This window comes from Kitasatospora sp. CB02891 (assembly GCF_002803145.1).
Classification (GTDB): Bacteria; Actinomycetota; Actinomycetes; order Streptomycetales; family Streptomycetaceae; genus Kitasatospora; species Kitasatospora griseola.
In genome coordinates, this window is record NZ_NNBO01000004.1 from 81,050 (window position 1) to 100,323 (window position 19,274).

The 19,274-nt window shown below is 72.0% G+C and carries 17 protein-coding genes and 1 pseudogene; 9 read left to right on the forward strand and 9 right to left on the reverse strand.

Annotated elements, in window-relative coordinates:
* Nucleotides 1-99: 99 nt before the first annotated feature.
* Nucleotides 100-291, reverse strand: a complete 192-nt coding sequence (locus tag CG736_RS11495; RefSeq protein WP_157815523.1) for a hypothetical protein — start codon at nucleotides 289-291, stop codon at nucleotides 100-102.
* Nucleotides 292-1,019: 728 nt separating this feature from the next.
* Here CG736_RS11495 and CG736_RS11500 point away from each other — a divergent pair.
* The gene (locus CG736_RS11500; protein WP_100586086.1) at nucleotides 1,020-1,277 is read left to right on the forward strand and encodes a hypothetical protein; all 258 of its coding nucleotides are present in this window, start codon (nucleotides 1,020-1,022) and stop codon (nucleotides 1,275-1,277) included.
* Between the two features lie 1,303 nt (nucleotides 1,278-2,580).
* Here the strand turns inward: CG736_RS11500 and CG736_RS11505 are convergent.
* Nucleotides 2,581-3,576: a YafY family protein gene (locus CG736_RS11505; protein ID WP_100586087.1), complete on the reverse strand. Its 996-nt coding sequence runs from the start codon at nucleotides 3,574-3,576 to the stop codon at nucleotides 2,581-2,583.
* Between the two features lie 136 nt (nucleotides 3,577-3,712).
* On the opposite strand from CG736_RS11505, the gene CG736_RS11510 reads away from it, so the two are divergent.
* Together CG736_RS11510 and CG736_RS11515 are read left to right on the forward strand one after the other, a co-directional pair.
* Nucleotides 3,713-4,135, forward strand: coding sequence for a VOC family protein (locus CG736_RS11510; protein ID WP_100586088.1), 423 nt, complete (start codon nucleotides 3,713-3,715; stop codon nucleotides 4,133-4,135).
* A gap of 97 nt (nucleotides 4,136-4,232) precedes the next feature.
* A pseudogene (locus CG736_RS11515) lies at nucleotides 4,233-4,970 on the forward strand (aldo/keto reductase); the annotation flags it as partial.
* Here the strand turns inward: CG736_RS11515 and CG736_RS11520 are convergent.
* Nucleotides 4,970-5,836 carry an alpha/beta fold hydrolase gene (locus tag CG736_RS11520; protein ID WP_100586090.1) on the reverse strand — a complete coding sequence of 289 codons (867 nt, stop codon included), beginning with the start codon at nucleotides 5,834-5,836 and terminating at the stop codon, nucleotides 4,970-4,972. The pseudogene CG736_RS11515 and the gene CG736_RS11520 overlap by 1 nt on opposite strands.
* Nucleotides 5,837-5,942: 106 nt before the next feature.
* On the opposite strand from CG736_RS11520, the gene CG736_RS11525 reads away from it, so the two are divergent.
* Entirely contained in the window at nucleotides 5,943-6,422 is a 480-nt protein-coding gene (locus CG736_RS11525) for a CGNR zinc finger domain-containing protein (RefSeq protein WP_100586091.1), read from the forward strand.
* Nucleotides 6,423-7,754: 1,332 nt separating this feature from the next.
* Here the strand turns inward: CG736_RS11525 and CG736_RS11540 are convergent.
* The gene (locus CG736_RS11540) at nucleotides 7,755-8,981 is read right to left on the reverse strand and encodes a S8 family peptidase (RefSeq protein ID WP_100586094.1); all 1,227 of its coding nucleotides are present in this window, start codon (nucleotides 8,979-8,981) and stop codon (nucleotides 7,755-7,757) included.
* 244 nt (nucleotides 8,982-9,225) lie between these two features.
* Nucleotides 9,226-9,387 (reverse strand): hypothetical protein, encoded by a 162-nt coding sequence (locus tag CG736_RS36110; RefSeq protein ID WP_157815524.1) that lies wholly within the window; start codon nucleotides 9,385-9,387, stop codon nucleotides 9,226-9,228.
* 600 nt (nucleotides 9,388-9,987) lie between these two features.
* Between CG736_RS36110 and CG736_RS11545 the strand changes: the two genes are divergently transcribed.
* Complete coding sequence (locus CG736_RS11545; RefSeq protein ID WP_198520450.1) at nucleotides 9,988-10,755, forward strand: sirohydrochlorin chelatase; 768 nt, start codon at nucleotides 9,988-9,990, stop codon at nucleotides 10,753-10,755.
* A 268-nt stretch (nucleotides 10,756-11,023) separates the two neighbouring features.
* Here CG736_RS11545 and CG736_RS11550 read toward each other — a convergent pair whose 3' ends face one another.
* The 3 genes from CG736_RS11550 to CG736_RS11560 all read right to left on the reverse strand — a co-directional run bounded on the left by CG736_RS11550 (nucleotide 11,024) and on the right by CG736_RS11560 (nucleotide 14,159).
* The gene (locus CG736_RS11550) at nucleotides 11,024-11,311 is read right to left on the reverse strand and encodes a CocE/NonD family hydrolase C-terminal non-catalytic domain-containing protein (RefSeq protein ID WP_100586096.1); all 288 of its coding nucleotides are present in this window, start codon (nucleotides 11,309-11,311) and stop codon (nucleotides 11,024-11,026) included.
* 784 nt (nucleotides 11,312-12,095) lie between these two features.
* A complete protein-coding gene (locus tag CG736_RS11555) occupies nucleotides 12,096-12,638 on the reverse strand; it encodes a MarR family winged helix-turn-helix transcriptional regulator (protein ID WP_100586097.1) in 543 nt (180 codons plus the stop codon).
* A gap of 183 nt (nucleotides 12,639-12,821) precedes the next feature.
* A complete protein-coding gene (locus CG736_RS11560; RefSeq protein WP_100586098.1) occupies nucleotides 12,822-14,159 on the reverse strand; it encodes a YhgE/Pip domain-containing protein in 1,338 nt (445 codons plus the stop codon).
* 203 nt (nucleotides 14,160-14,362) lie between these two features.
* On the opposite strand from CG736_RS11560, the gene CG736_RS11565 reads away from it, so the two are divergent.
* From CG736_RS11565 to CG736_RS11580, 4 genes are all read left to right on the forward strand, one after another.
* Nucleotides 14,363-15,043, forward strand: a complete 681-nt coding sequence (locus CG736_RS11565) for a MerR family transcriptional regulator (protein ID WP_100586099.1) — start codon at nucleotides 14,363-14,365, stop codon at nucleotides 15,041-15,043.
* A 331-nt stretch (nucleotides 15,044-15,374) separates the two neighbouring features.
* Nucleotides 15,375-15,818, forward strand: a complete 444-nt coding sequence (locus CG736_RS11570; protein WP_100586100.1) for a hypothetical protein — start codon at nucleotides 15,375-15,377, stop codon at nucleotides 15,816-15,818.
* Nucleotides 15,819-16,229: 411 nt separating this feature from the next.
* Complete coding sequence (locus CG736_RS11575; protein ID WP_232733938.1) at nucleotides 16,230-17,216, forward strand: hypothetical protein; 987 nt, start codon at nucleotides 16,230-16,232, stop codon at nucleotides 17,214-17,216.
* 36 nt (nucleotides 17,217-17,252) lie between these two features.
* Nucleotides 17,253-18,257, forward strand: coding sequence for a clavaminate synthase family protein (locus tag CG736_RS11580; protein WP_100586101.1), 1,005 nt, complete (start codon nucleotides 17,253-17,255; stop codon nucleotides 18,255-18,257).
* Between the two features lie 109 nt (nucleotides 18,258-18,366).
* Here CG736_RS11580 and CG736_RS11585 read toward each other — a convergent pair whose 3' ends face one another.
* Nucleotides 18,367-18,984, reverse strand: coding sequence for a hypothetical protein (locus CG736_RS11585; protein ID WP_100586102.1), 618 nt, complete (start codon nucleotides 18,982-18,984; stop codon nucleotides 18,367-18,369).
* Nucleotides 18,985-19,274 lie beyond the last annotated feature (290 nt).

Here is a 19,274-nt window from a genome sequence, read left to right on the forward strand (position 1 = left end):
CCGGAACTTTCTGTCTGCGGTGTAAGAACCGGCGAGGTGTCGACGCGGTCATACACCCCCATTAGCCGTGCCTGATGACCCTGATCACGCGCCGTTCGATCAACTGAACTTCGGGGCGATCCAGGTTACTTGCGCTTCGTCTACCACCATGCGCATCCGGCGGACCCGTACGACGACGAGGACACCCTCGAACAGTGACAGGTCTCCCTCCTCGCACCACCCGACGACGAAGAGGTCGGCGACGACCGGGATCCGGACCTGGCGCCGGTGGTCGGCGCGGATCGAGTGCACCTCACCGGGCACTGTGCTGCCATTGGCCCGTACCGGTGACGCCCGGTCCTTGCGGCGGTGTGTGCCAGCGGTTTCTTGACGCGCTCCTCCATCGTCGCCATGGCCGGGCTCTTTCCTTGCTCGGGTCGCTGCGTGCGGCTGTCGCGTGCGTTTCGCGATCCTCCGTCGCACGTGCGCCCCAGGCGGCCTCGAGATGCCGGGGTATCGGAGTGGGACGCCGACGGGCCGAGGAACGGCTTGTCGGCGTCCGCTCCATGCCTAGTAGTACACCTGCTGTGGAAAGGCGCTCGAGGCGCAGGAAAACGCCCCTCCGTTCGCAGGCATCCGGCAGGGCCGGCAGAAACCTGCGTACCTGCGAGGTCACGAGGATGGAAGCATTCTCACTCCGGCCAACTCCCGTAGCGACTGGCGGGCACCGTCGGCGGTCGACCGGCCATCCCGGCCCACCAGCTGCGTCGGCGCCTCGCAGGGCTGCTCGCCACCGCCATGGCGAAGGCAAACGGGTCCTCAGGCTTGTCCGCCGGCCGGTTCGAATGGCCACCGACCCCGATTGTCGGGACCATGCCGGCCCCCGTTCGCGAGCCGTGATCCGCTCTCTCCAACAACCGCCCGTCCGAACAACACGCCGGCATGTTCGTCATGTGGCGTCCGTAGAACACTGAGTGTCATGGCCCCACCATCCAGGCAGAACGCTCCCAGGCAGGACCTCGTAGCCAGTCTCGTTTTTCTTGGCCATCGGCGCGGCGATCATCTTCGTCGGATTCCAGATCAGGCCCACCGACTGCGGCGGCGCGAAGATGTCGGAAGGGGACACTTGCGTCAGCCGGTCTGGTGGCCACCAGACCGGGAGCAAGGACCTGGAGGAGCAGAAGTCCAGCAATTCGACCGGCTCAACCGTGGCGTTCATCATCGGGGGACTCGTGATGCTCGGCAGCGCCTGGTCCGGCGTCGGGGCCATCGGGCGGATGAAGGGCTCGGCCCGCTGACCGACGGTCAAGGACGTCTGGACGTACCTGCTTCTCTGCCGCTGGCTGTCTGCTCCTACCCCCGAGATCGGCCGGTGCGAGGGCGAGTCGGGCGGGCCGTGGTGCTCACGAACGCGCCACGCCGGGGCCCGGGCCGGAGGCGCGCTCGACCCCAGGCTCGGCAAGGCAACTGCGCTCTGCCCGTAGTGGGGTTGGGGCGGGTGGACGAGGACCGGAAGTCGGCCGAGCGGGCGGTCGCAGGCCCCGCTGCGAACCCGTCCCGCCGGCGGGTGCGGCGCTGTCCCTCGTCGGGGGCGAGGTCGACGCAGTACGTCCACTTCCCGTGCTTCACTTCGGCGGCCAACTGCGGGCACCACGGCCCAGTTGCTTGCCGTTCCCATCGCGGCACCCGTACCGTCGGTAGACCCTTTCTCGCTGTGGACGCTGTCCCACGAACCCCTCCTTGTCGGCAGAGCGTGCGCAGAAGGGTGCGAAGCACGCCGCGGCTGCGCTGTGGCAGCACGCGCAGGACGACGCGCCGCTCGCTAGATGACGGTAAGTAATCGACGAGTAGGCGGCTCTGATCAGCCCCCGGACACCCCGCAGTAGGCGACCCTGCAGGCTGCTGTTTCGAGCCGTGTCATTGGTCTGCGGCAGTGGTGGCCGGAGCCCTGCTACTCGGCGTGTCCACGGTTGTTCCTGGGCCTTGGGACCGCTTTGGGACCGGCCGTTTTGGCCGCCGGTGGACGCGTGTGGACGGAGTTGGACATTCCTGGCCGAGGTAACACCTGGGCCTCCGTCAGCCCACACGAACCGCGCCAGCACGCACCCCTCTGTTCCCAACTCCACGTTGTAGGAAGAGGGTTGACCACCCACTTGGGATTTGTCTGGCGGGCGACCAATCTTCGTGGCAGTAGGCGTCCTTGACTGGGGTCAAGGGGCCTCAGGTTCAAATCCTGTCGTCCGACTTGCTTAACCGCAGGTCGTAGGCCGTTTGCACCGGATGTTGGGAGCAGCCTTTTTGGCGTTCTGTCAGCTGGTGGTCGCGCCGGTCACAGCGGGACGGGGCGTGAGCTGGGCGTTCACGGCGGGTCCTACGGCACCGGTGGTCGGTGAGGTGGTTGCGGAACTGGTCGATCAGGTTCCGTGGCCGGGCGGTGCGTTGGGTGGTGCGGAGGGCGAGTTCGGTGGGCAGTGGGATGCTCGCCCGCGCCTCGATCGAAGGCGCCGAAGGGCCGGCCCTTCGGAGCGGAGCACCTCGACGTGCGTGCTGAGGTTGGAAGGCGCCGGAGGGCGCATTCGGAACGTGAGACGGTCCGTCCCGTCAGCTGGCGGGTGCGTTCAGTCGGCCGGGCTCGGGGGTCGTGGCGGCGCCGTAGCGGCGGGCGAGTGCGGCGCAGGCTTCGTGGAGGGCCGGGGGGTCGATGACGTGCAGGTTTGCGTCGAATCGGCCGAGGCCGGCGGCGAGGGCGGTCCAGGACCAGGAGCCGGTGATGATGCGGCATCGGGTGGGTCCGAGTGGTTCCACGATGCCGTCGGCGGTGTGGGGCGCGACTTCTGCGGCGGGGAGGTCCAGGATGGCCTCGCCCTGGCAGGGCCAGGCGGCTTCGGTTCCGTCGGAGCCCCGGAACCGGCTGGTGACGAACGTGGAGACGTCCCCGCCGGGCAGTTGACGTGCGGTGAAGCGCGGGCCGGTCGGCGTGCGCGGGGTCATGCGGTCGGTGCGGAAGATGCGCCAGTCGTCGCGGTCGAGGTCCCAGGCCACCAGGTACCAGCGGGTGCGCCAGGCCACGAGGTGGTGGGGCTCCACGCAGCGTCGCTGCGGTGCGGCCTCCTGGTGCGGGGCGTAGTCCAGGCGCAGTACTTCGCGGCGCCGGATCGCGGTGCTCACGGCGGTGAGCAGGTCCAGGTCCTGGGCCGGTGGGGTGCTCGGGTCGGGTGGGCGCACGGTGGTGACGTGGAGCGCGTCGATGCGCTGCCGCAGGCGTGGCGGGAGGACGTTCCGGATCGTCGCGAGCGCCCGGTCGGCGTCCTCCGCGATCGCGGGATGGGCGGTGCTCTGCAGCGCGACGGCCAGCGCGATGACCTGCTCGTCGTCGAAGAGCAGCGGTGGCATCTGCGATCCGGGACGCAGCCGGTATCCGCCGCCCGGGCCCTTGTCCGTGGCGACCGGGTAGCCCAGCGTGCGAAGGCGGTCGATGTCACGGCGCACCGTGCGCACGGTGACCTCCAGGCGCTCGGCCAGGTCGTCGCCGCTCCACTCCGGTCGTGCCTGGAGCAGGGAGAGCAGGGTCAGGAGCCGCGAGGACGTCTTCTGCATGCCTCCATGATGCGGCAAGTACAGGACACAACCTGTCCTTTACGGGTGCCATGCTCCATCGCAGATTCCAGAGCGGGGCATTTCGCCCGTCACTCGCATGCGCCCCGTCCGGCGCATTTCAAGGTAGGAGCAGACCATGTCCGTCACCACCACCACGCATCTGAACTTCCGCGGCTCGGCCCGTGAGGCGCTGGACTTCTACCAGTCCGTCTTCGGCGGGCACACCGTCGCGGTGACCTACAAGGACGCCGGCAGCGTTCAGAACGAGAACGAGGCGGACTGGGTGATGTGGGGCCAGGTCATCGCCGACAACGGCTTCCACGTCATGGCCTACGACGTGCCCTCGGCGATGCCGTACGAGCAGGGCGCCAACCCGTTCTTCGTGTCCGTGCGCGGCGAGGACGCCGACGAGATCAGCGCCCTGTGGCAGCGGCTGGCCGACGGCTCGAACGTGCTGCGCCCGCTGGAGCCCGCGGCCTGGGCCCCGCTGTACGGCATGCTGACCGACCGCTTCGGCGTGACCTGGGTCCTGGACGTCACCGCCCCCTACAACGGCTGACCCACTCCGGGGCGGGCACCCGCCGTGGCGCCCGCCCCGCTCGTCCTCGCCATCAGCCCGCCGACGGCAGTCGGCCCACCTGGAAACGGACCCTGTCATGCGGATGCGTCAGCTCGGCCGGACCGGCATCGACGTCAGCGCCTACTGCCTGGGCACCATGATGTTCGGCCCGAACGGCAACCCGGACCACGACGCATGCACCCGCATCGTGCACCGGGCCCTGGACGCCGGCATCAACTTCATCGATACGGCCGACGTCTACGGATACAGCGAGACCGAGCGAATCCTCGGCCGCGCCCTCAGCGGCCGCCGTGAGGACGTGGTGCTGGCGACCAAGTTCAACGGCCCCATGGGGGAGAGCCCCCTTCACCGCGGCAGCTCACGCCGCTGGATCATGAAAGCGGTCGAGGGCTCGCTGCGCCGCCTGAACACCGACTACCTCGACCTCTACCAGATCCACCACCCCGACCCGCACACCGACATCGAGGAGACGCTGTCCGCCCTCACCGATCTGGTCCGATCCGGCAAGGTCCGTGCAATCGGCTCCTCCAACCTCCCCGCGAGCGACATCGTGCAGGCTCACTGGGTCAGTGAACGCCGGGGCCTGCACCGGCTGCGCACCGAGCAGCCCACCTACTCGATCCTCAACCGGGTGATCGAGCGCGAGATCCTCCCCGTCGCCCGCCGTTTCGGCATGGGCGTGCTCGTGTGGAGCCCGCTGGCCATGGGCCTGCTCACCGGTCGCCACCGCAAGGACGAGGCCCCGCGCAGCAACGCCCGCATGCACTGGGTGCCCGGGCACCTGACCGATCCCCGCAAGCTCGACGCCGTCGATTATCCCAGTACGCGCCCGAGGAAGCCGCGCAGGTAGCCGGCGACGACGTCCAGGTGGCTCTCCAGGAGGAAGTGGCCGCCGTCGATCAGGTGCACCTCCGCGTCCGCGGCGTCGCGGGCGAAAGCTTGTGCGCCGTCCGGGCCGAAGATCTCGTCGTTGCGACCCCACACGGCGAGCACCGGGACGCCGCTGGTGCGCAGGAACTCGTGCAGCAGTGGGTAGAGGGGCCGGTTGTTCCGGTAGTCGCGGAACAGTGCCAGCTGTATCTCGTCGTTGCCCTTGCGTGAGACGAGGGCGGCGTCGTGCTCCCAGGTGTCCGGGCTGACCAGGCTCGGGTCGGGCACGCCGTGCACGTACTGCCAGCGGATGGCGTCGATGCCGAGCGCGGCGCGGACGGCGGGTTCGGTGTCGGGGCCGGGGTTCGCCCCGTAGAGCCAGAGGTCGTTCCAGAACGAGTCGACGAAGCCGTCCTCGTAGCCGTTGCCGTTCTGGGTGACGACGGCGGTGATCCGTTCGGGATGCGCGAGTGCGAGGCGCCAGCCGATGGGGGCGCCGTAGTCCTGGACGTAGAGGGCGTAGCGGTCCACGCCCAGCTGGTCGAGCAGCCCGGAGGTGAGCGCGGCGAGGGCGTCGAAGGTGTAGGTGAACTCCTCGACGGACGGGGCGTCCGAGTGGCCGAAGCCGAGGTGGTCCGGGGCGATGACGTGGTAGCGGTCGGCCAGCAGCGGAATGAGCTCGCGGAACATGAAGGAGCTGGTCGGGTAGCCGTGCAGCAGGACGATCGCGGGGCCGTCGACGGGGCCGGCCTCGCGGTAGAAGATCTCGTGTCCGTCGACGACGGCGGTCCGGTGGTGCACCGAATGCATGACTAACCCCTTTGTGTGTTTGATCTGGTTAGGTGTTCGCCACGCAAGCACGACTTGATCTAACCTGTCAATCATCCCAATACGGTTAGAAGGGGAGTGGCATCCGATGGACGCACTGCTGGACCTGCTCAACAGCAGACCGCTGGTCGACGGCGAGGAACAGGACACCCTCGCGGACCCGGCCGCCGGCAGGCGCTGGGCGCAGGCGCACGGCGGCGACGGCAGCCTCGCGGAACTCGCGCTGCTGCGCGAGACGCGGGACGTCCTGCAGGACGTCGTGCGCGGACAGCGCCCGCCCACCGCGCTGGGCCCGCTGCTCGAAGGGGTCCACCAGACCCCGGACATCACCTCGGACGGCCTCCGGTGGACCGTCAGAACCCCCCCGCACGCCCGGCTCGCCGTCGAGACGATCCTCGCCTGGGCCGCCACCGAGGAGCAGGCGCCCGGCCGCCTGCGCCCCTGCGCGAACAGCGAGTGCCGGCTGTTCCTGCTCGACCGCAGCCGCGCCAACCGCGCCCGCTGGTGCTCGATGGCCGTCTGCGGCAACCGCGAGAAGGCGCGCCGCCACTACGAGCGCACCCGCTGACCCCCGTCGGGGTTCCGGCGGGAACCGGACGGGGCGTCGGGTTCTCGGTCAGGTCCTCCAGCGCGGGATCGGCCGCGGCCGGCATGACACGTGCCGCAAGTCCCGGCGAGGGCCGCTGGCCGACGGCCCGGGACCGGGCGGCCAGCCGCTCCACTTTGAGGCCTCGATCGGGCGTGGCCCGATGCGCGCTCCGGACAGCAGCAGGTGCAGCAGCGCGGCCGGGACGACCGCAGCGACCGGCTTGCCGTACCGGGTGATGGCGGTGGTCCGGCCGGTGTGCGCCCGAGGTGAGAGGCGGGGCGCTCAACTCACCCTCCAACGGGAGTTGTCGACCGCCTGCACCAGCAGATCCTCGGACACACTGAGATTCTGGCTGAGGACGGTGGACGCCGTGCACGAGGTTGTTCCGCACCTTGGCCAGCACGTGCCGGATGCCGAGCGAGTCTGCTGGATCCCGTGAAGCACGTCCGGCAACGGTTCGGTGGCCGCCTCGGTCCGGGCCCGGATACCGTCCGGCAGGCCTTCGGTCAACTGCCGGAGGCGCTCGTGCAGAGCCCGGTCCCCCGTCCCGGGCAGTCAGGTGTCAACCCACTCGGGGCCTCCGGTTCGACCCCGGCGGTGCCGAGCCGCTCCAGCATCTTCCGGCGCTGCTGCTCGAACACCGCCCGCGGCAGCTTCCCGTGCGTCCGCCCGTGGTGCGCCTCCAACGCTGGTCCCACGCTCATGACGCCGGCACCACGCTCATGAAGCGGGCCGTCGTGCTCTGCGCCTGCCGTGCCACGGTGACCAGGTGCTGGTGCAGTACCTCGTGCTCCTCGGCCAGGGCCCGCCACCGCTCCAACAGCCGGCCAGGTCCGCGCCATCGGGGCCGAGGCGCAGCAGCAGGGGCTGGCGGCGGTCGGTGGGCTTCTCGGCCAGGTAGGGCACCTCGCTGATGCCGACCGCGAAGAGCTGCGTCGTGAACCTCTCCCCGGCGTGCTCGGGCCGCAGCACCACCCACTCAACGCCCTGGCGGCGTCCGCCACGTCGCCGCGCCCGTTGCCGAACCGCCCCGCACCCCTGGTCGTGCAGGCGGGTGAGGCACCGCGTCCCGGGGCGGAGTGGGGGTCACACCCCCGCGATCCGAGGGCGGGGACACCCATGGCGATGTGGAAGCACTTGTCTCCGTCCTCGCCAGGGCATGGGGTGCCGACGGCAGGGCACGAGTGCAGAGGCGGCCCGGGAGGAGGGTGTGGGTCAGGGGTCCGGGTGGGGACCGGCGCTCAGGGCCACGGGATCGTGTCGGGGGCGTGGCCAGGTCGGGAGGGGTGTTTCGCCGGGCGTCGGGGCGGTTCAGAGGCCGCCGGTGTAGAGGAGGCGGTTGGGTGAGTCGGGGTCGAGTCGGGTGAGGACGTCGGTGGTGGAGTCGGTGACGAGTCGGGCGCGGATGTCCTGGGGGGCGGCCTGGGGGGTCTGCTGCTCGATCAGGGCGGCGGCTCCGGTGACGTGGGGCGCGGCCATGGAGGTGCCGTTGAGGGTGCTGGATCCGCCGCCGAGTCTGGCGGAGACGATGGCGACGCCCGGCGCGTACAGGGCCAGGCAGGGGCCGTAGTTGCTGAAGCTCGCCTGCCGGTCCTGTCTGTTGACCGCGCCGACGGCGAGGGCCTTGGGCGTGCGGGCGGGGGAGGAGCCGCAGGCGTCCTGGGCGTCGTTGCCGGCCGAGACCACGGGCAGCACGCCCCGGTCGGCCACCGCGTCCACGGCCGCGTCGAGCGCGTCGGAGGGCGGTCCGCCGAGGGAGGCGTTCAGCACTGCCGGTCGCCGGGCGTTGGCGGCGATCCAGTCCAGGCCCGCGAGGGAGGCGGCCGTGGAGCCCTCCCCCTCGCAGTCGAGCACCCGGACGGCGACCAGGGACACCGCACGGGCCACGCCGTAGGTCCGGCCGCCGACGGTCCCGGCCACATAGGTCCCGTGCGAGTGGCAGTCCTGGCCGTTGCGGCCGTCGCCGACGGCGTCGAACTCTGCGGTGGCGCGGCCTTCGAACTCCTCGTGCCCGGTCTCGATGCCGGTGTCGAGGATGTACGCCGTGACGCCCTTGCCGGTTCCCTCGACCGTGAAGAGCCCGTCGAGCGGGAGCGTGCGCTGGTCGATCCGGTCCAGGCCCCAGCTCGCCGCCTCGACGGTCACCCGGGGCGCGGCGTTTCCTGTGGTGGACGGCGCGGGCCGGTCCGGTGCGGGAGGGGGGCCGACGCTGATCCGGGCGTTCTCCTCGATCGCCTCGACGGCGGGCAGGCCCTGCGCCGTCCACAGCTGGAGCGGGGTGAGCGGGGCGGCGAAGCCGCGCAGCGCGGTGCCGTAGGTGAACAGGGGCCGGACGCCGAGTTGCTGCAGGACCGTCTCGGGGGAGAACGCGGGCCTCACCCTGACGATGTACTCGCCCGGCACCGCCGCCGGGGAGCGCATCACCGTGACCGGGGGCCGGTCGGGCCCGCCGGCGGCGCCCGCATGGTCGACGCCGCCGCCGGTCAACGGCACGGTCAGCAGGAGGACGGCGGCTGTCCGGCGGGCAGTGACGCGCATGCGTGCTCCATCGCAAGAAGGGGAACCGACGGCGGGCGGAGGGGCCCGGAGGGCGAACGAGCGGGGCCGGGGAAGCGGGGCGCGTGCGCGCGGGCGCGGCGGCGCGCGGGGTGACGTCCGCCGGAGCCCCGTGCCGCGAGCACCGGGGAGCGGGATCTGCCGAAGGGGGCGGTCCTGGGCCCGTGGGGTGCCAGGACCGCGCGTGACGCCGGCGGAGGGCACCGGGCCGGGCCCGGCCGGTCTGCTACTTCTCGGTGAGCGCCTGGGCGCGCTGCCGCAGGTCTTGGGGGACGTCGTCCCGCTGGGCGACATCGCGGGCCAGGTCCCGCAGTTCCGCCGTCGTGCCGGCGTTGTCGTCGTCGCTGTTGTCGTCGTCACCCGCGCTGTTGATGGCGAGGGGGCTCATGGCGTCCTCCTGGATCCGATGGAGCTTCGTGCAGTCAGTGCACGATCTTGCGTGTCCGGGCGGGTGCAGGAGGGGGAAGCTGCCACCGGGGTCCTCCGAAGGAGTGCAGGAGGCAGGCCTGGACGGCCCTGACGAACGGCCGGCCCGTCGCCGTCGGGGACGTGCCGCACCGGCGACGGCAGGACGGCAGGGGACGGCAGTCCGGTGCGCGGCTGCGGGCAGTTGTCGAGCATCCGGGTACGGCGCGGCCTTCGTGGTCTCGGTGCTGCTGAGGCCGTAGGCGCACGTGATGTCGGTCCAGGCGCGGGAGGGATCCGAACGCTCCGGACCCGGCTCGGAAGCCGCCCCCCTTCCTCGTGCGACCGTCGCGTGGCGCGCCCCGGTGGGGAGCGGCGCTTCGGGGGGAGGCGAGGCTGTCATACCCGGACTGGCGGCGGGGCCGTAGCGCGGCCGCCGATGACCGCCGGAACTGGCGAGCGGTCGCGGGCCGCGAGTCCGGCCGGGAGTCACCGGCGCGGCCCCATCGACACACCCATCACGGACGGTAACCTTTCCATCACTTTCATGGCGCTCGCGCCGGATGACGAGGGTGGTACGACAGTGACCGACGCGATCGGGACGCCCCGACCAGTCGCCCGGCCGGCGGCTCCGAGTGCGCTGCTTCTGCTGGCGCACGGCAGCCGCGTCCCCGAGGCAAAGGAGTACACCCGCGCGCTCGCCCGCGCGGTCGGGTCCGCCTGGGCGGGCCGGGTCGAAGTCGCGTACCTCCGGCACACCCGCCCCACGGCCCGTCAAGCACTGAGCATGCTCGCCGAAGCAGGGCACGAGCAGGTGGCCGTGGTACCGCTGCTGCTGCTGAGCTCGGCCTTCCACTCCCGGGTGGACCTGCCCAAGGCGCTGTCCAACCCGCTGGGCCGGGCGCCGCTCGTGACGCCGGTGATGGGCGGTACGACCGGCGAGCCCGACAAACGGCTGGTCGCGGCGCTGCGCCGCCGCCTCGCCGAGCTGGACGTCGAGTTCGACGCGGTGGTGCTGGTGGCCACGGGCAGCACCGACGTCGGCGCGTATGCCGAGGTGACCGCCATGGCGTCCGCGCTGGGTACGGACCTCGGCCTGCCGTGCCGGGCCGCTTTCGCGGCGACCACCACGCCGACCCCCGGCGAGGCGGCGGAAGAGCTGCGCCGTGCCGGGGCCCGCCGGATCGCGGTCGCGTCCTACTGCCTCGCATCCGGCGTGCTGTACCGCGAGACCGTCGAGGCCTCGACCGCGGCCGGCGTGGTCGGTGTCTCCCAGCCGCTGGGCGACGCGCCCGAACTGGTCGAACTGGTCCTGGAACGCCTCCACCAGGCACGTGACGCGAAGGCTTGAACGGCGACGCGTCCGCTCCCTCGGCAGGGAGTCGGATGGGCGGATCCGCCGGCCCGAGCAGTCGCGCGTCGGCTGATCGCGGGCGGGGGCGGTACCGGTTCACCGGGTTGCGGCAGCGATGAGCCGAGGGCTCGTGGTGTGAGCGGCGTCGTCCGGGCAGGGAAAGCGGAGGGACGCCGTGGTGCTGCTGAGGAGGCGTTCATACGCGGGGCGGCGGCACAGGGCGTCCTGTGCCGCCGCCCCGTGCGGGTGCGGTGGTGCCGGGCCGTCAGGCGAGGGGCAGGTCCAGGTACGACGGGTCGCTGCCGGGGGAGGAGAAGGTGAGCTTGCCGCCGGCCTCGTTGACGTCGCCGTAGAACGGGTCCTTGGTGTCGAGGACGAGCACCAGGCGGTGCCCCGCCGGCACGTCGTAGGCGGCGGCCTGGAGCGCGACGTCCGCGGCGACCGGCTCTCCCGGGGCCGTGCCCCGGACGGTGAAGGGGGCGTGGGTGATGATGGAGGCGTTTCCGTCGGGGGCGGTGTCGAAGAGGTGGGCGACGGACGCAGACCTTCCGATGCCGTGTTCCTACCGCCCCGTGATCGTCGAATACCGGGATCGCCCGCACCGTGGAACCACGAAGCGAAGCCGCGGAAGCACGGCGCGGAGCCCGGACCGGGTTCAGTAGCGGCAGGCCGAAGCACGGCATGAGCATGCGCTTCGGGATTGTCCGGAAGTGATCAAGACGGATCGGGCGGGCGAACGTTTGCGGCCCGGGCGCGTCAGGCTGCGGCCTCCTGCCCGGATTTCGGCCGCCGTGACCGACAAGCCCGCGCGAAGCTGTTCGCCAGCGTCCCTGCGCCTTCCGCACAGGACAGGCCCACCTGGTCCAGCTCGCGTCGGAGGACACCGGTGGCCGTGCGGACATGCGGCCCGTTCTCGGGTCGGCAACCACGAACAGGGCTCGGGACCCCGCGCGCCAGGGCCGGCTCGCCGTGGAACTCCGCGAGGTCATCGACGCCGCCCGCGCCGAGAACATCCCCGGGCTCGCCCCGACCCCGGTCGTCCAGCCCGGGGGCGAACTCGCCGGCCTCTTCGGCGTCGGCTGCTCCGCGGCCCGGGTCGGCCCGGGCCTGGAGCGCGCCTGTACCGCCACGGGGCTCACCGCCCTGTTCCACCTGGAGGGTGGCAGGGTGGCTCGGTGGTCTTCCTGCGCCCCACGGCCCGGGATGGCGCGACGTCTGCGGGAGTCGCTCGTCGTTCTGACGAGACGTCTGCTGGCAGCGGTCGGTCGGCTTGCGGCGACGGAAGGCGACGGGTCGTGGCGCGGTGGGCGGGCCGCGTCCGGCGTGCGGGTGTTTCGTCAGTGCGGTGGCGCGGGCGGGGGCCCGTCGGCGGCGTGTTGCAGGGCCCGTTCCAGGGCGTCGGCGAGTTTGGCCAGGGCCTGGAGTTCGTCGGTGTCGAGTGCTGCCATCAGCCGGGCTTCGCGGGCGTGTTGGCCGGCCAGGATCCGGTCGGTGAGGTCGAGGCCGCGCTCGGTGAGGCGGAGGTGGATGACGCGGCGGTCGTGTTCGTCGCGTTCGCGGACGATCAGCCCGGTCCGCTCCAGCTTGTCGGCGCGCACGGTCATTCCGGAGCAGGTGACCATGTCGATGGCGGCCAGTTGACCGGTGGTCAGCCGGTCGGCGGGGCCGGCCTTTCGCAGGACGGCGAGGATGTGGAAGGTGGGCGCGGTGAGTCCGTGTGCCTTGAGGTCGGCCGCCAGTTGCGCCGTCAACGTCGAGGCGACGTGATGGAGGACGCCGAGCGGCCGCAGGGGGCCACTGGCGGTGGCGGGGGCTTCCGGTGTGCCGCGGGAGGGGTCGCCGGGTGAGGCGGGCGTCCCTTCGAGAGTGTTCCGAGACATGGTGGGCCGGTCCCGAGGTTCGTGTCCTGATGAGGCTTTGGGCAGGGAGGAGTCCACAGCGTTCGTTGTTCTTCGCCGGGTCGGGGTGAACGGCCGCAGACGGCCCGGCTGTCGGGGCGGAGCGGTCGCGCAGCCGTCGGCCCGACGTCGGCGCGAGGCCGGCGTCGGGTCCGCAGGTACGGGTCAGCCGATCGGGGCCGGCTGCGGGGTCGGCAGCTGAGCTGCGGACCGGTGGTGGCCCTTGCGGTCGTAGAGGCGGGTGACGACGAGGCCGAGGGCGAGGGTGAGGGCGAACCCGATGCCGACCATGGTCCAGGCGCGGCCGAGTCCGGCACCGGTCCGGGCGTCGAAGTAGAGGATGGCGCGGACGCCGTCGACCACCTGGCGGAAGGGCTCGAACTCGGCGAGGAACCGGTAGAAGGAGGGCAGGGCCTGCAGCGGGACGGTGCCGCCGGCGGACGGAACGGCGAGGCCGATCAGGATCAGCATGGACACGATGGGGCCCGGCGTGCCGAATGCGGCGAGCAGGGCCAGCGCGGTGATGCCCATCGCGGCCGTGGCGCAGGTTCCGAAGAGCCACAGCATCGGCAGGTGGGAGGCGTCGATGCCGATGACGCCGACCGCCGCGGCCATGGCGAGTGCGGAGGTGAGCATCGACAGGGCGACCATGAGGACGGAGGCGACCGTGAAGTGGCCGACGCGGCTGAGGTGCTGGACGGGCCTGATGCTGCGGAACGGGCCCTTCTCGTTGGCGAGCCAGCCGAGGGCCGTGTCCAGCTGGGCGTGGATCACGTTGGCGCCGAGCATGCCGCCGAGGACGAGGACGAGGGTGTAGAAGAAGGCGCTCATCCCGAGGCCGCTGTGGTCGCCGAGCGGGTGGCCGGCCTGGACGGTGGTCCTGATCGGGTCGGTGATCATCAGCTCGGCGGCGGTGCCCGGCGCGCCCGCCTGCTGTGCGGGGTGCTGTGCGGCCTGCTGGGCCAGCTGCTGGGTGAGCCGGTCGCCGAGCTGGGTGGAGGCGGACTGGATGACCTGGCGGTTGATCTCGGAGGCCATGTTGGAACCGAAGCTTCCGGCGGCCGGGTTGGTGAGCACCGTCATGGTCGGCGGGTGTGCGCCCTGCTGGAGCGGGCCGGCCAGCGCGGCCACGGAGGCGGAGAAGTCGTCCGGGATGACGAGTGCGCCGAACACCTTGCCGTTGCCCATGAGGTCGTCGGCGGTGTGGCGGTCGACCTGCTTCCAGTCGACCTTCCCCCGCAGGTCGGCGGCGCCGGTGATCTGGGCGGTGAGCTGGGTGCCCAGGTCGATCGGCCGGCCGGCCGCCTGCGTGCCCCGGTCCTCGTTGACGATGGCGATCGGCAGGTTCTTCATCGAGCCGACCGGGTCGTTGTTGGCGCCCAGGTAGAGCAGCGACAGGACGAACGACAGCAGGCCGAGGATCACTGCGGAGGGTATCCACAGGCTCCGGCGGCGCAGCAGCCCGCGGGCGCTCGTCGTGAGGGCGTGGGTCGGCTCGGACATGGTGCTCCAGTCGCGGTGTCGCGCCCGCAGCGGCGCCGGGGTGCGAGGACGGTGGCTTCCGGCGGCGCTGCTGGTCAGCGCACCTTCTGGAAACTTTCACTTTCTAGGTAGATAGTTGCACTATCGAACAGGTGCGTCCAGCTGGGGACCTGGGAGACTGGTCACGCGCGGACGCCCGCGGAACCGTTCGAGTGAGTGAGCGCATGAGGATCTCTGACCTGAGCCGCCTGTCCGGGACACCGGTCGGGACGATCAAGTACTACCTGCGTGAGGGCCTGTTGCCGCCCGGCCGGCCCCTCGGGGCCACGCTGACCCTGTACGGCGACGAGCACGTCCAGCGCCTGCGGCTGATCCGCGCCCTGACCTCCCGGGGCGGCCTGTCGATCGCGGCCACCCGCGACATCGTCACCGCGATGGACCAGCCGCTCGAACCGCTCGACACGCTCAAGGTCGTGCACTACTCGCTGCCCACTCCCGTCGACGCCGCGGAGACGGACGCGGTGGACGAGCACATGCCGCGGGTCGACCAGCTGCTCACGGCGCTGGGCTGGGACGTCTCCGCGGACTCGCCGCACCGCCGCGCGCTCGCCGCGAGCCTGATGGACCTCAGCCGCCTCGGTCTGGAGTACAGCACCGAGGACCTGCTGCCCTACGCCGAACCGGCCGCCGCCGTCGCCAGGCTCGACCTCGACCGGCTCGAACACATCGACGACCGCCTCCGGCTCGCCGAGTACGCCGCCATCGTCGTCCTGCTGCTCGAACCGGTCCTGGCGGTCCTGCGACGCCTCGCCCAGGAGAACGAGTCCCACCACCGCGCCGCGTTCACCGGCACGACCGACGAGACCGCCCCCGAGTCCCGATCGCAGGATCGCCCGCAGGACTGACCGGCGGTGAGCGGGCGGGCGGCCAGGGCGATGGCGAGGCAGCGGATGAAGTAGAAGTACTCGGCGTGGACGACGCCGGTCGAGCCGGTGGTGGAGCGCAGGGAGCTGTGCTGGACGGCGGCGACGAGCATCATGGCGCCGCAGAAGCCGGCCACGGAGCGGCGGTCGTCGGAGTCGGTGGCGATGACGATGAGGGCGCGGATCGGCAGGTCCTCCGAGCCGTCCGGCCCCAACTCCGACATGGGGCGTGGGTGACGGTGACGGTGTCCTGACGCTCCGTCATGGAAGGATGTCGGCGCAACGGCAGCGGGCCGTTCAGTGAGGAGACGCCGTGTCCGAGACCGAGCCCAACGCCAAGGGCCCCGCCAAGATGCAGATGTCACCCGAGCAGATGGCCAACCTCGGGATCTCTGCGCCCCTCGGGGCAACGGCGCCCGAGCCGGCGTTGGTTCCGGCGAGCCAGGTCGAACCCGAGGACATCGCGGCCCTGTCGATCGAGTACCGGGACGGCCGACCCGTGGTCGTCGTGAGCGGTGGGAGGTACGTTCCGGCCGAACTGCCCGTCGTGGACAGTTCCGGCGCGGCGCGCGCGGCCCGATTCGCCTGGTCGAACGGCGTGGCGCAGCTCCACACGCCCGACCCGGCACCCGCCCCGGCGCAGTCGCCCCGACCCCCGCACGCCGGCCCTGACGTGCTGCTCGTCCTGTTCGACGACGTGCCCGACCAGATCTCCGTCCGGGAGCCCGGGGAGGGAATCCACTTCGGGCTCGGCTGAACCCCTGAGCTCCCAACCGCCGTGGCGGATCCGTGGCGGCCGCCGTTCCACCGGGGCTTGGGCGCGGCGCCGCGTGGATTCGCCGGGCGGGGAGCGGCGGCGCCTTCCGAGGTCGCTCCCGGTCCATGGTCGGGCCCGCCACCGCCCGCGCGCCCATGCGCCCGGCGATCCCCGCGCCGGCGGCGGCCGCCGGCCCGGTCGGTCAATTACGTTGGCAGGTAAGGAAGTTCCCTGTCGTCCAGGTTTCGGGCGGCGGGTTTCTGGCGAACCATGTCCACCATGGGCTTACCTCCGCTTGCTGATCACCCTGCCGTCGCTGTCTTCCGTGAACCCCGGGGCGGGCGGCCCTCTCCGGCACTGGGCCTTGCGGTCGAGGCCGAGGCGCGGCGGACCGCCCGTGTGCTGGCCGAGGTGGCGACCCATGGCAGGCCCGCCGAGCGGGCCGCCGCGCTGCGGCAGGCCGCGGCGACGGCGGGGGAGTTGGTGGGCGCGCTGTCGGCGCTGGCTCCGGCCGTGGCCGGTGAGGACGTGCCGGCGGAGTCGACCAGTCAGTCGTACTTCCGGGTCCGCGAGGTGGAGTTGTCGGACCAACAGGCTGCCCTGCACGGCGCCCTGGTCGTCCACCGCGGCCTGGAGGACCTGCGCGAAGCGCCGCTGTCGGGTGCCGACCTGGCGCTGGAGACGGCCGGGATGCGGCAGGCCGTGCTCGACCTCACCGGCACGGCGCCCGGCGCAGGCCCCGAGCCCGTCCCGCCGGCGGCCGCGCCCGAATCCGGCCCGGGCCCGTCGCTGGAGAGCGTGTGGAGCGCCCGCTGGCTCATCGGGCACCAGGTCCATGTCCTGTTCAACGTCTGCGCCGCCGTCGCCGTGGCCGACGCCACTCGCCGCCTGCGCCACGGCGATGCCGATGCCGCACTGACCCGGTTGGCGGACGCGACGGTGTACGTGCGCGGCTTCCCGGCGGCGATGAATCACGCCAGTACGATCCCCGCCGACCACTACATGGCGGAGATCCGCCGGACCATGGCGCCCCCGTCCACGGACGTCCCGCTCAGCGGGCGCCAGCACCGGGGCTACAAGCTGTTCCGCGCCGCGATGAAGGACCTGCTGACGGCACTGCCCGACTCCTACGATCAACTGGCCGCCCGATCGCCGGAGTTGGCCGACGCCTGCGGCGCCCTGCTGGAAGCCGACATCGTGGACGCCGAACGGCACGTCACCCTCGCCTACTCGATGGTCCACCTGCGCCGCTCCATCGCCCAACGGCCGGAGGGCCCCGACAACGCCGTCGCCGAACTGCGGCTCATGCGCCACCGCCGCGCCGCCCAGTACGCCCCACTGATCCGCTTCGGCGACCACTACATCGCCGACGCCGTGGCCGGCCTGCGCCACCCCTGAAACCCGCGCCCCGCAGCCCTCTTCGGCAGGAGACCGATGACCGAGACGACGCCAGGCGCCGAACGGCGCACCGCCACCGCCGCCGACCGGCAACTCGATCCCGCCGACGCCCACGCCTGCGAGCAATTGGCCCGCACCCTGTGCACCGACGGACCCGACCAGGTCGACAACCCCGCATGGGTGGACCGGGCCAGAGACGCCTGGGACGAACTCCCGCTGCCGCTGCGCCGTGCACTGCGACGGTTCCGCAGGCACTCCGGCCCGCACGGCACCCTGGTGATCGGCGGCCTGCCCGTCGGCCGGGCGACGCTGCCCCCGACACCGGCCGTACCCGGCTCGGTGCAGCGCCGGGCGACCGTCCCGGCCGCGCTGCTCGCCATGGTGGCCTGCGGTCTCGGCGAGCCGCTCGCCTACCGGGCCGAGAAGTCCGGGGCCCTCGTGCAGGACGTCGTCCCGGTGCCCGGACAGGAGTCCTTCCACGGCAACGCCGGATCGGCGCCGCTGTCCTTCCACAGCGAGAACGGCTTCCACCCCCACCCGCCCGACTACGTGGTCTTCCTGTGCCTGCGCGCCGACCACGACGGGACGGCCGGCATGCGCGTCGCCGGCATCCGCCGAGCGCTGCCGCTGCTCACCCCGGCCGGCCGCGAGGCCCTGTTCGCACCGGAGTTCATCACCGCACCACCGCCCTCGTTCGCCCCCGACGCGAGCGGGGACGCACCCGAGCCCGTGCCGGTGCTGTTCGGTGCGGCCGACGACCCGGACATCTGCATGGCCCAACTCGTCACCACGCCGCTCACCCCTCGGGCCGCCGCCGCACTCGTCGAGTTCGGCCGCGCCTGCGAGGCGACCGCCCGCACCCTGCGCCTGACCCCCGGTGACCTGGTCGTCCTCGACAACCGCGTCACCGTCCACGGCCGCACCGCCTTCCGGCCCCGCTACGACGGAGCGGACCGCTGGCTCCAGCGCACCTACGTCACCACCGACCTGCGCCGCTCCCGCGACCACCGCCCCGACGACGGCCACGTCCTCGCCCGCTGACCGGCTGCCGACACGCGGCAGCCGGCCCCGCGCCGTCAGCAGTCCTCGCGGCCCTCCGGTCGGTGAGCTGTTGTTCTCGCCGACCGGGGTACTCGCAGCACCTCGGCCGTCAACGACCTGTGCTGCGTTCGGGCAGCGGCCGGCTGTCCTCCACGAGCACCTTCAGCGACCCTTGCTGCTCCTCCGCGCGGGCCGTGGCCCGTCCGCCCGTGTTCCGCACCTGCAGTGTCGTGCGATCGAAGTAGTCCCGGGGGGTGGCGTTCAGGTCGGACAGCGGCAGATCCCCGTAGGAGGCCGTGAGTGCGTCGCCTTCGGCGCGCAGCGTGACGTCGAACGACTTTTCCTGTGTCACGCTCGCCAGCGCCGCACGGCTGCCGGGCAGCCAAGGTGTCCAGTGGCCGATGAACGGGAGAATCGGGTCGGGGCGGATCCCTCGGGCGTAGCCGACCGTCAACTCCTGGAGCCTGTCCCAGCGCGGCATCAGCAGGCGCAGCCCGTCAGTCCAGTACGCGACCTGCCGCTCGTCGGTGATGACGAGAGCGCCGCCGTCCGCTTCGTCCGGGCCGGACTCCGGTTCGAACGCGTCGTGCTCGACCTCGTCCAGCTCGATGAAGGCGTGGCAACCGACAGGGAACGGGGACAGAGCCGCCAGGGCCGCATGCTTCCTGGGCGCGGATCCGTACGCCGACCGGCCGTGGACGGCGATGGAGTGCGTGGCAGGTCGCACTCTCCTCGATGCCGTGGACGACGAAGGGCCCCTTCCGGCGGTGCACACGGTGAGCCTCGCCGCTCTGGTGACCGAAGGGCTCAGGGTGGTCCACGGAGCTGATGACTGCCCTCGGCGTCACCCCCGTCGCCGTACGGCGGGCGCTGATCGCGCGGACAGGATCGAAGGGGCCGGGAACCTTTACGGCGGACCCGTTCACCCCTGACGTTGAGGACCGGTTGACGCCCTGACCGTCTCCTGGCACCGGGAGCGCGGCCGCTTCCTGCCGAGCTGATCCTGACACCCGCTCA

Coding starts and splice junctions, on each gene's coding strand:
- CG736_RS11505 (WP_100586087.1), bottom strand. CDS start 3,576: ATGCAGAAGACGTCCTCGCGGCTCCTGACCCTGCTCTCCCTGCTCCAG.
- CG736_RS11525 (WP_100586091.1), top strand. CDS start 5,943: ATGGACGCACTGCTGGACCTGCTCAACAGCAGACCGCTGGTCGACGGC.
- CG736_RS11565 (WP_100586099.1), top strand. CDS start 14,363: ATGAGGATCTCTGACCTGAGCCGCCTGTCCGGGACACCGGTCGGGACG.
- CG736_RS11520 (WP_100586090.1), bottom strand. CDS start 5,836: ATGCATTCGGTGCACCACCGGACCGCCGTCGTCGACGGACACGAGATC.
- CG736_RS11555 (WP_100586097.1), bottom strand. CDS start 12,638: ATGTCTCGGAACACTCTCGAAGGGACGCCCGCCTCACCCGGCGACCCC.
- CG736_RS11540 (WP_100586094.1), bottom strand. CDS start 8,981: ATGCGCGTCACTGCCCGCCGGACAGCCGCCGTCCTCCTGCTGACCGTG.
- CG736_RS11560 (WP_100586098.1), bottom strand. CDS start 14,159: ATGTCCGAGCCGACCCACGCCCTCACGACGAGCGCCCGCGGGCTGCTG.
- CG736_RS11580 (WP_100586101.1), top strand. CDS start 17,253: ATGACCGAGACGACGCCAGGCGCCGAACGGCGCACCGCCACCGCCGCC.
- CG736_RS36110 (WP_157815524.1), bottom strand. CDS start 9,387: ATGAGCCCCCTCGCCATCAACAGCGCGGGTGACGACGACAACAGCGAC.
- CG736_RS11510 (WP_100586088.1), top strand. CDS start 3,713: ATGTCCGTCACCACCACCACGCATCTGAACTTCCGCGGCTCGGCCCGT.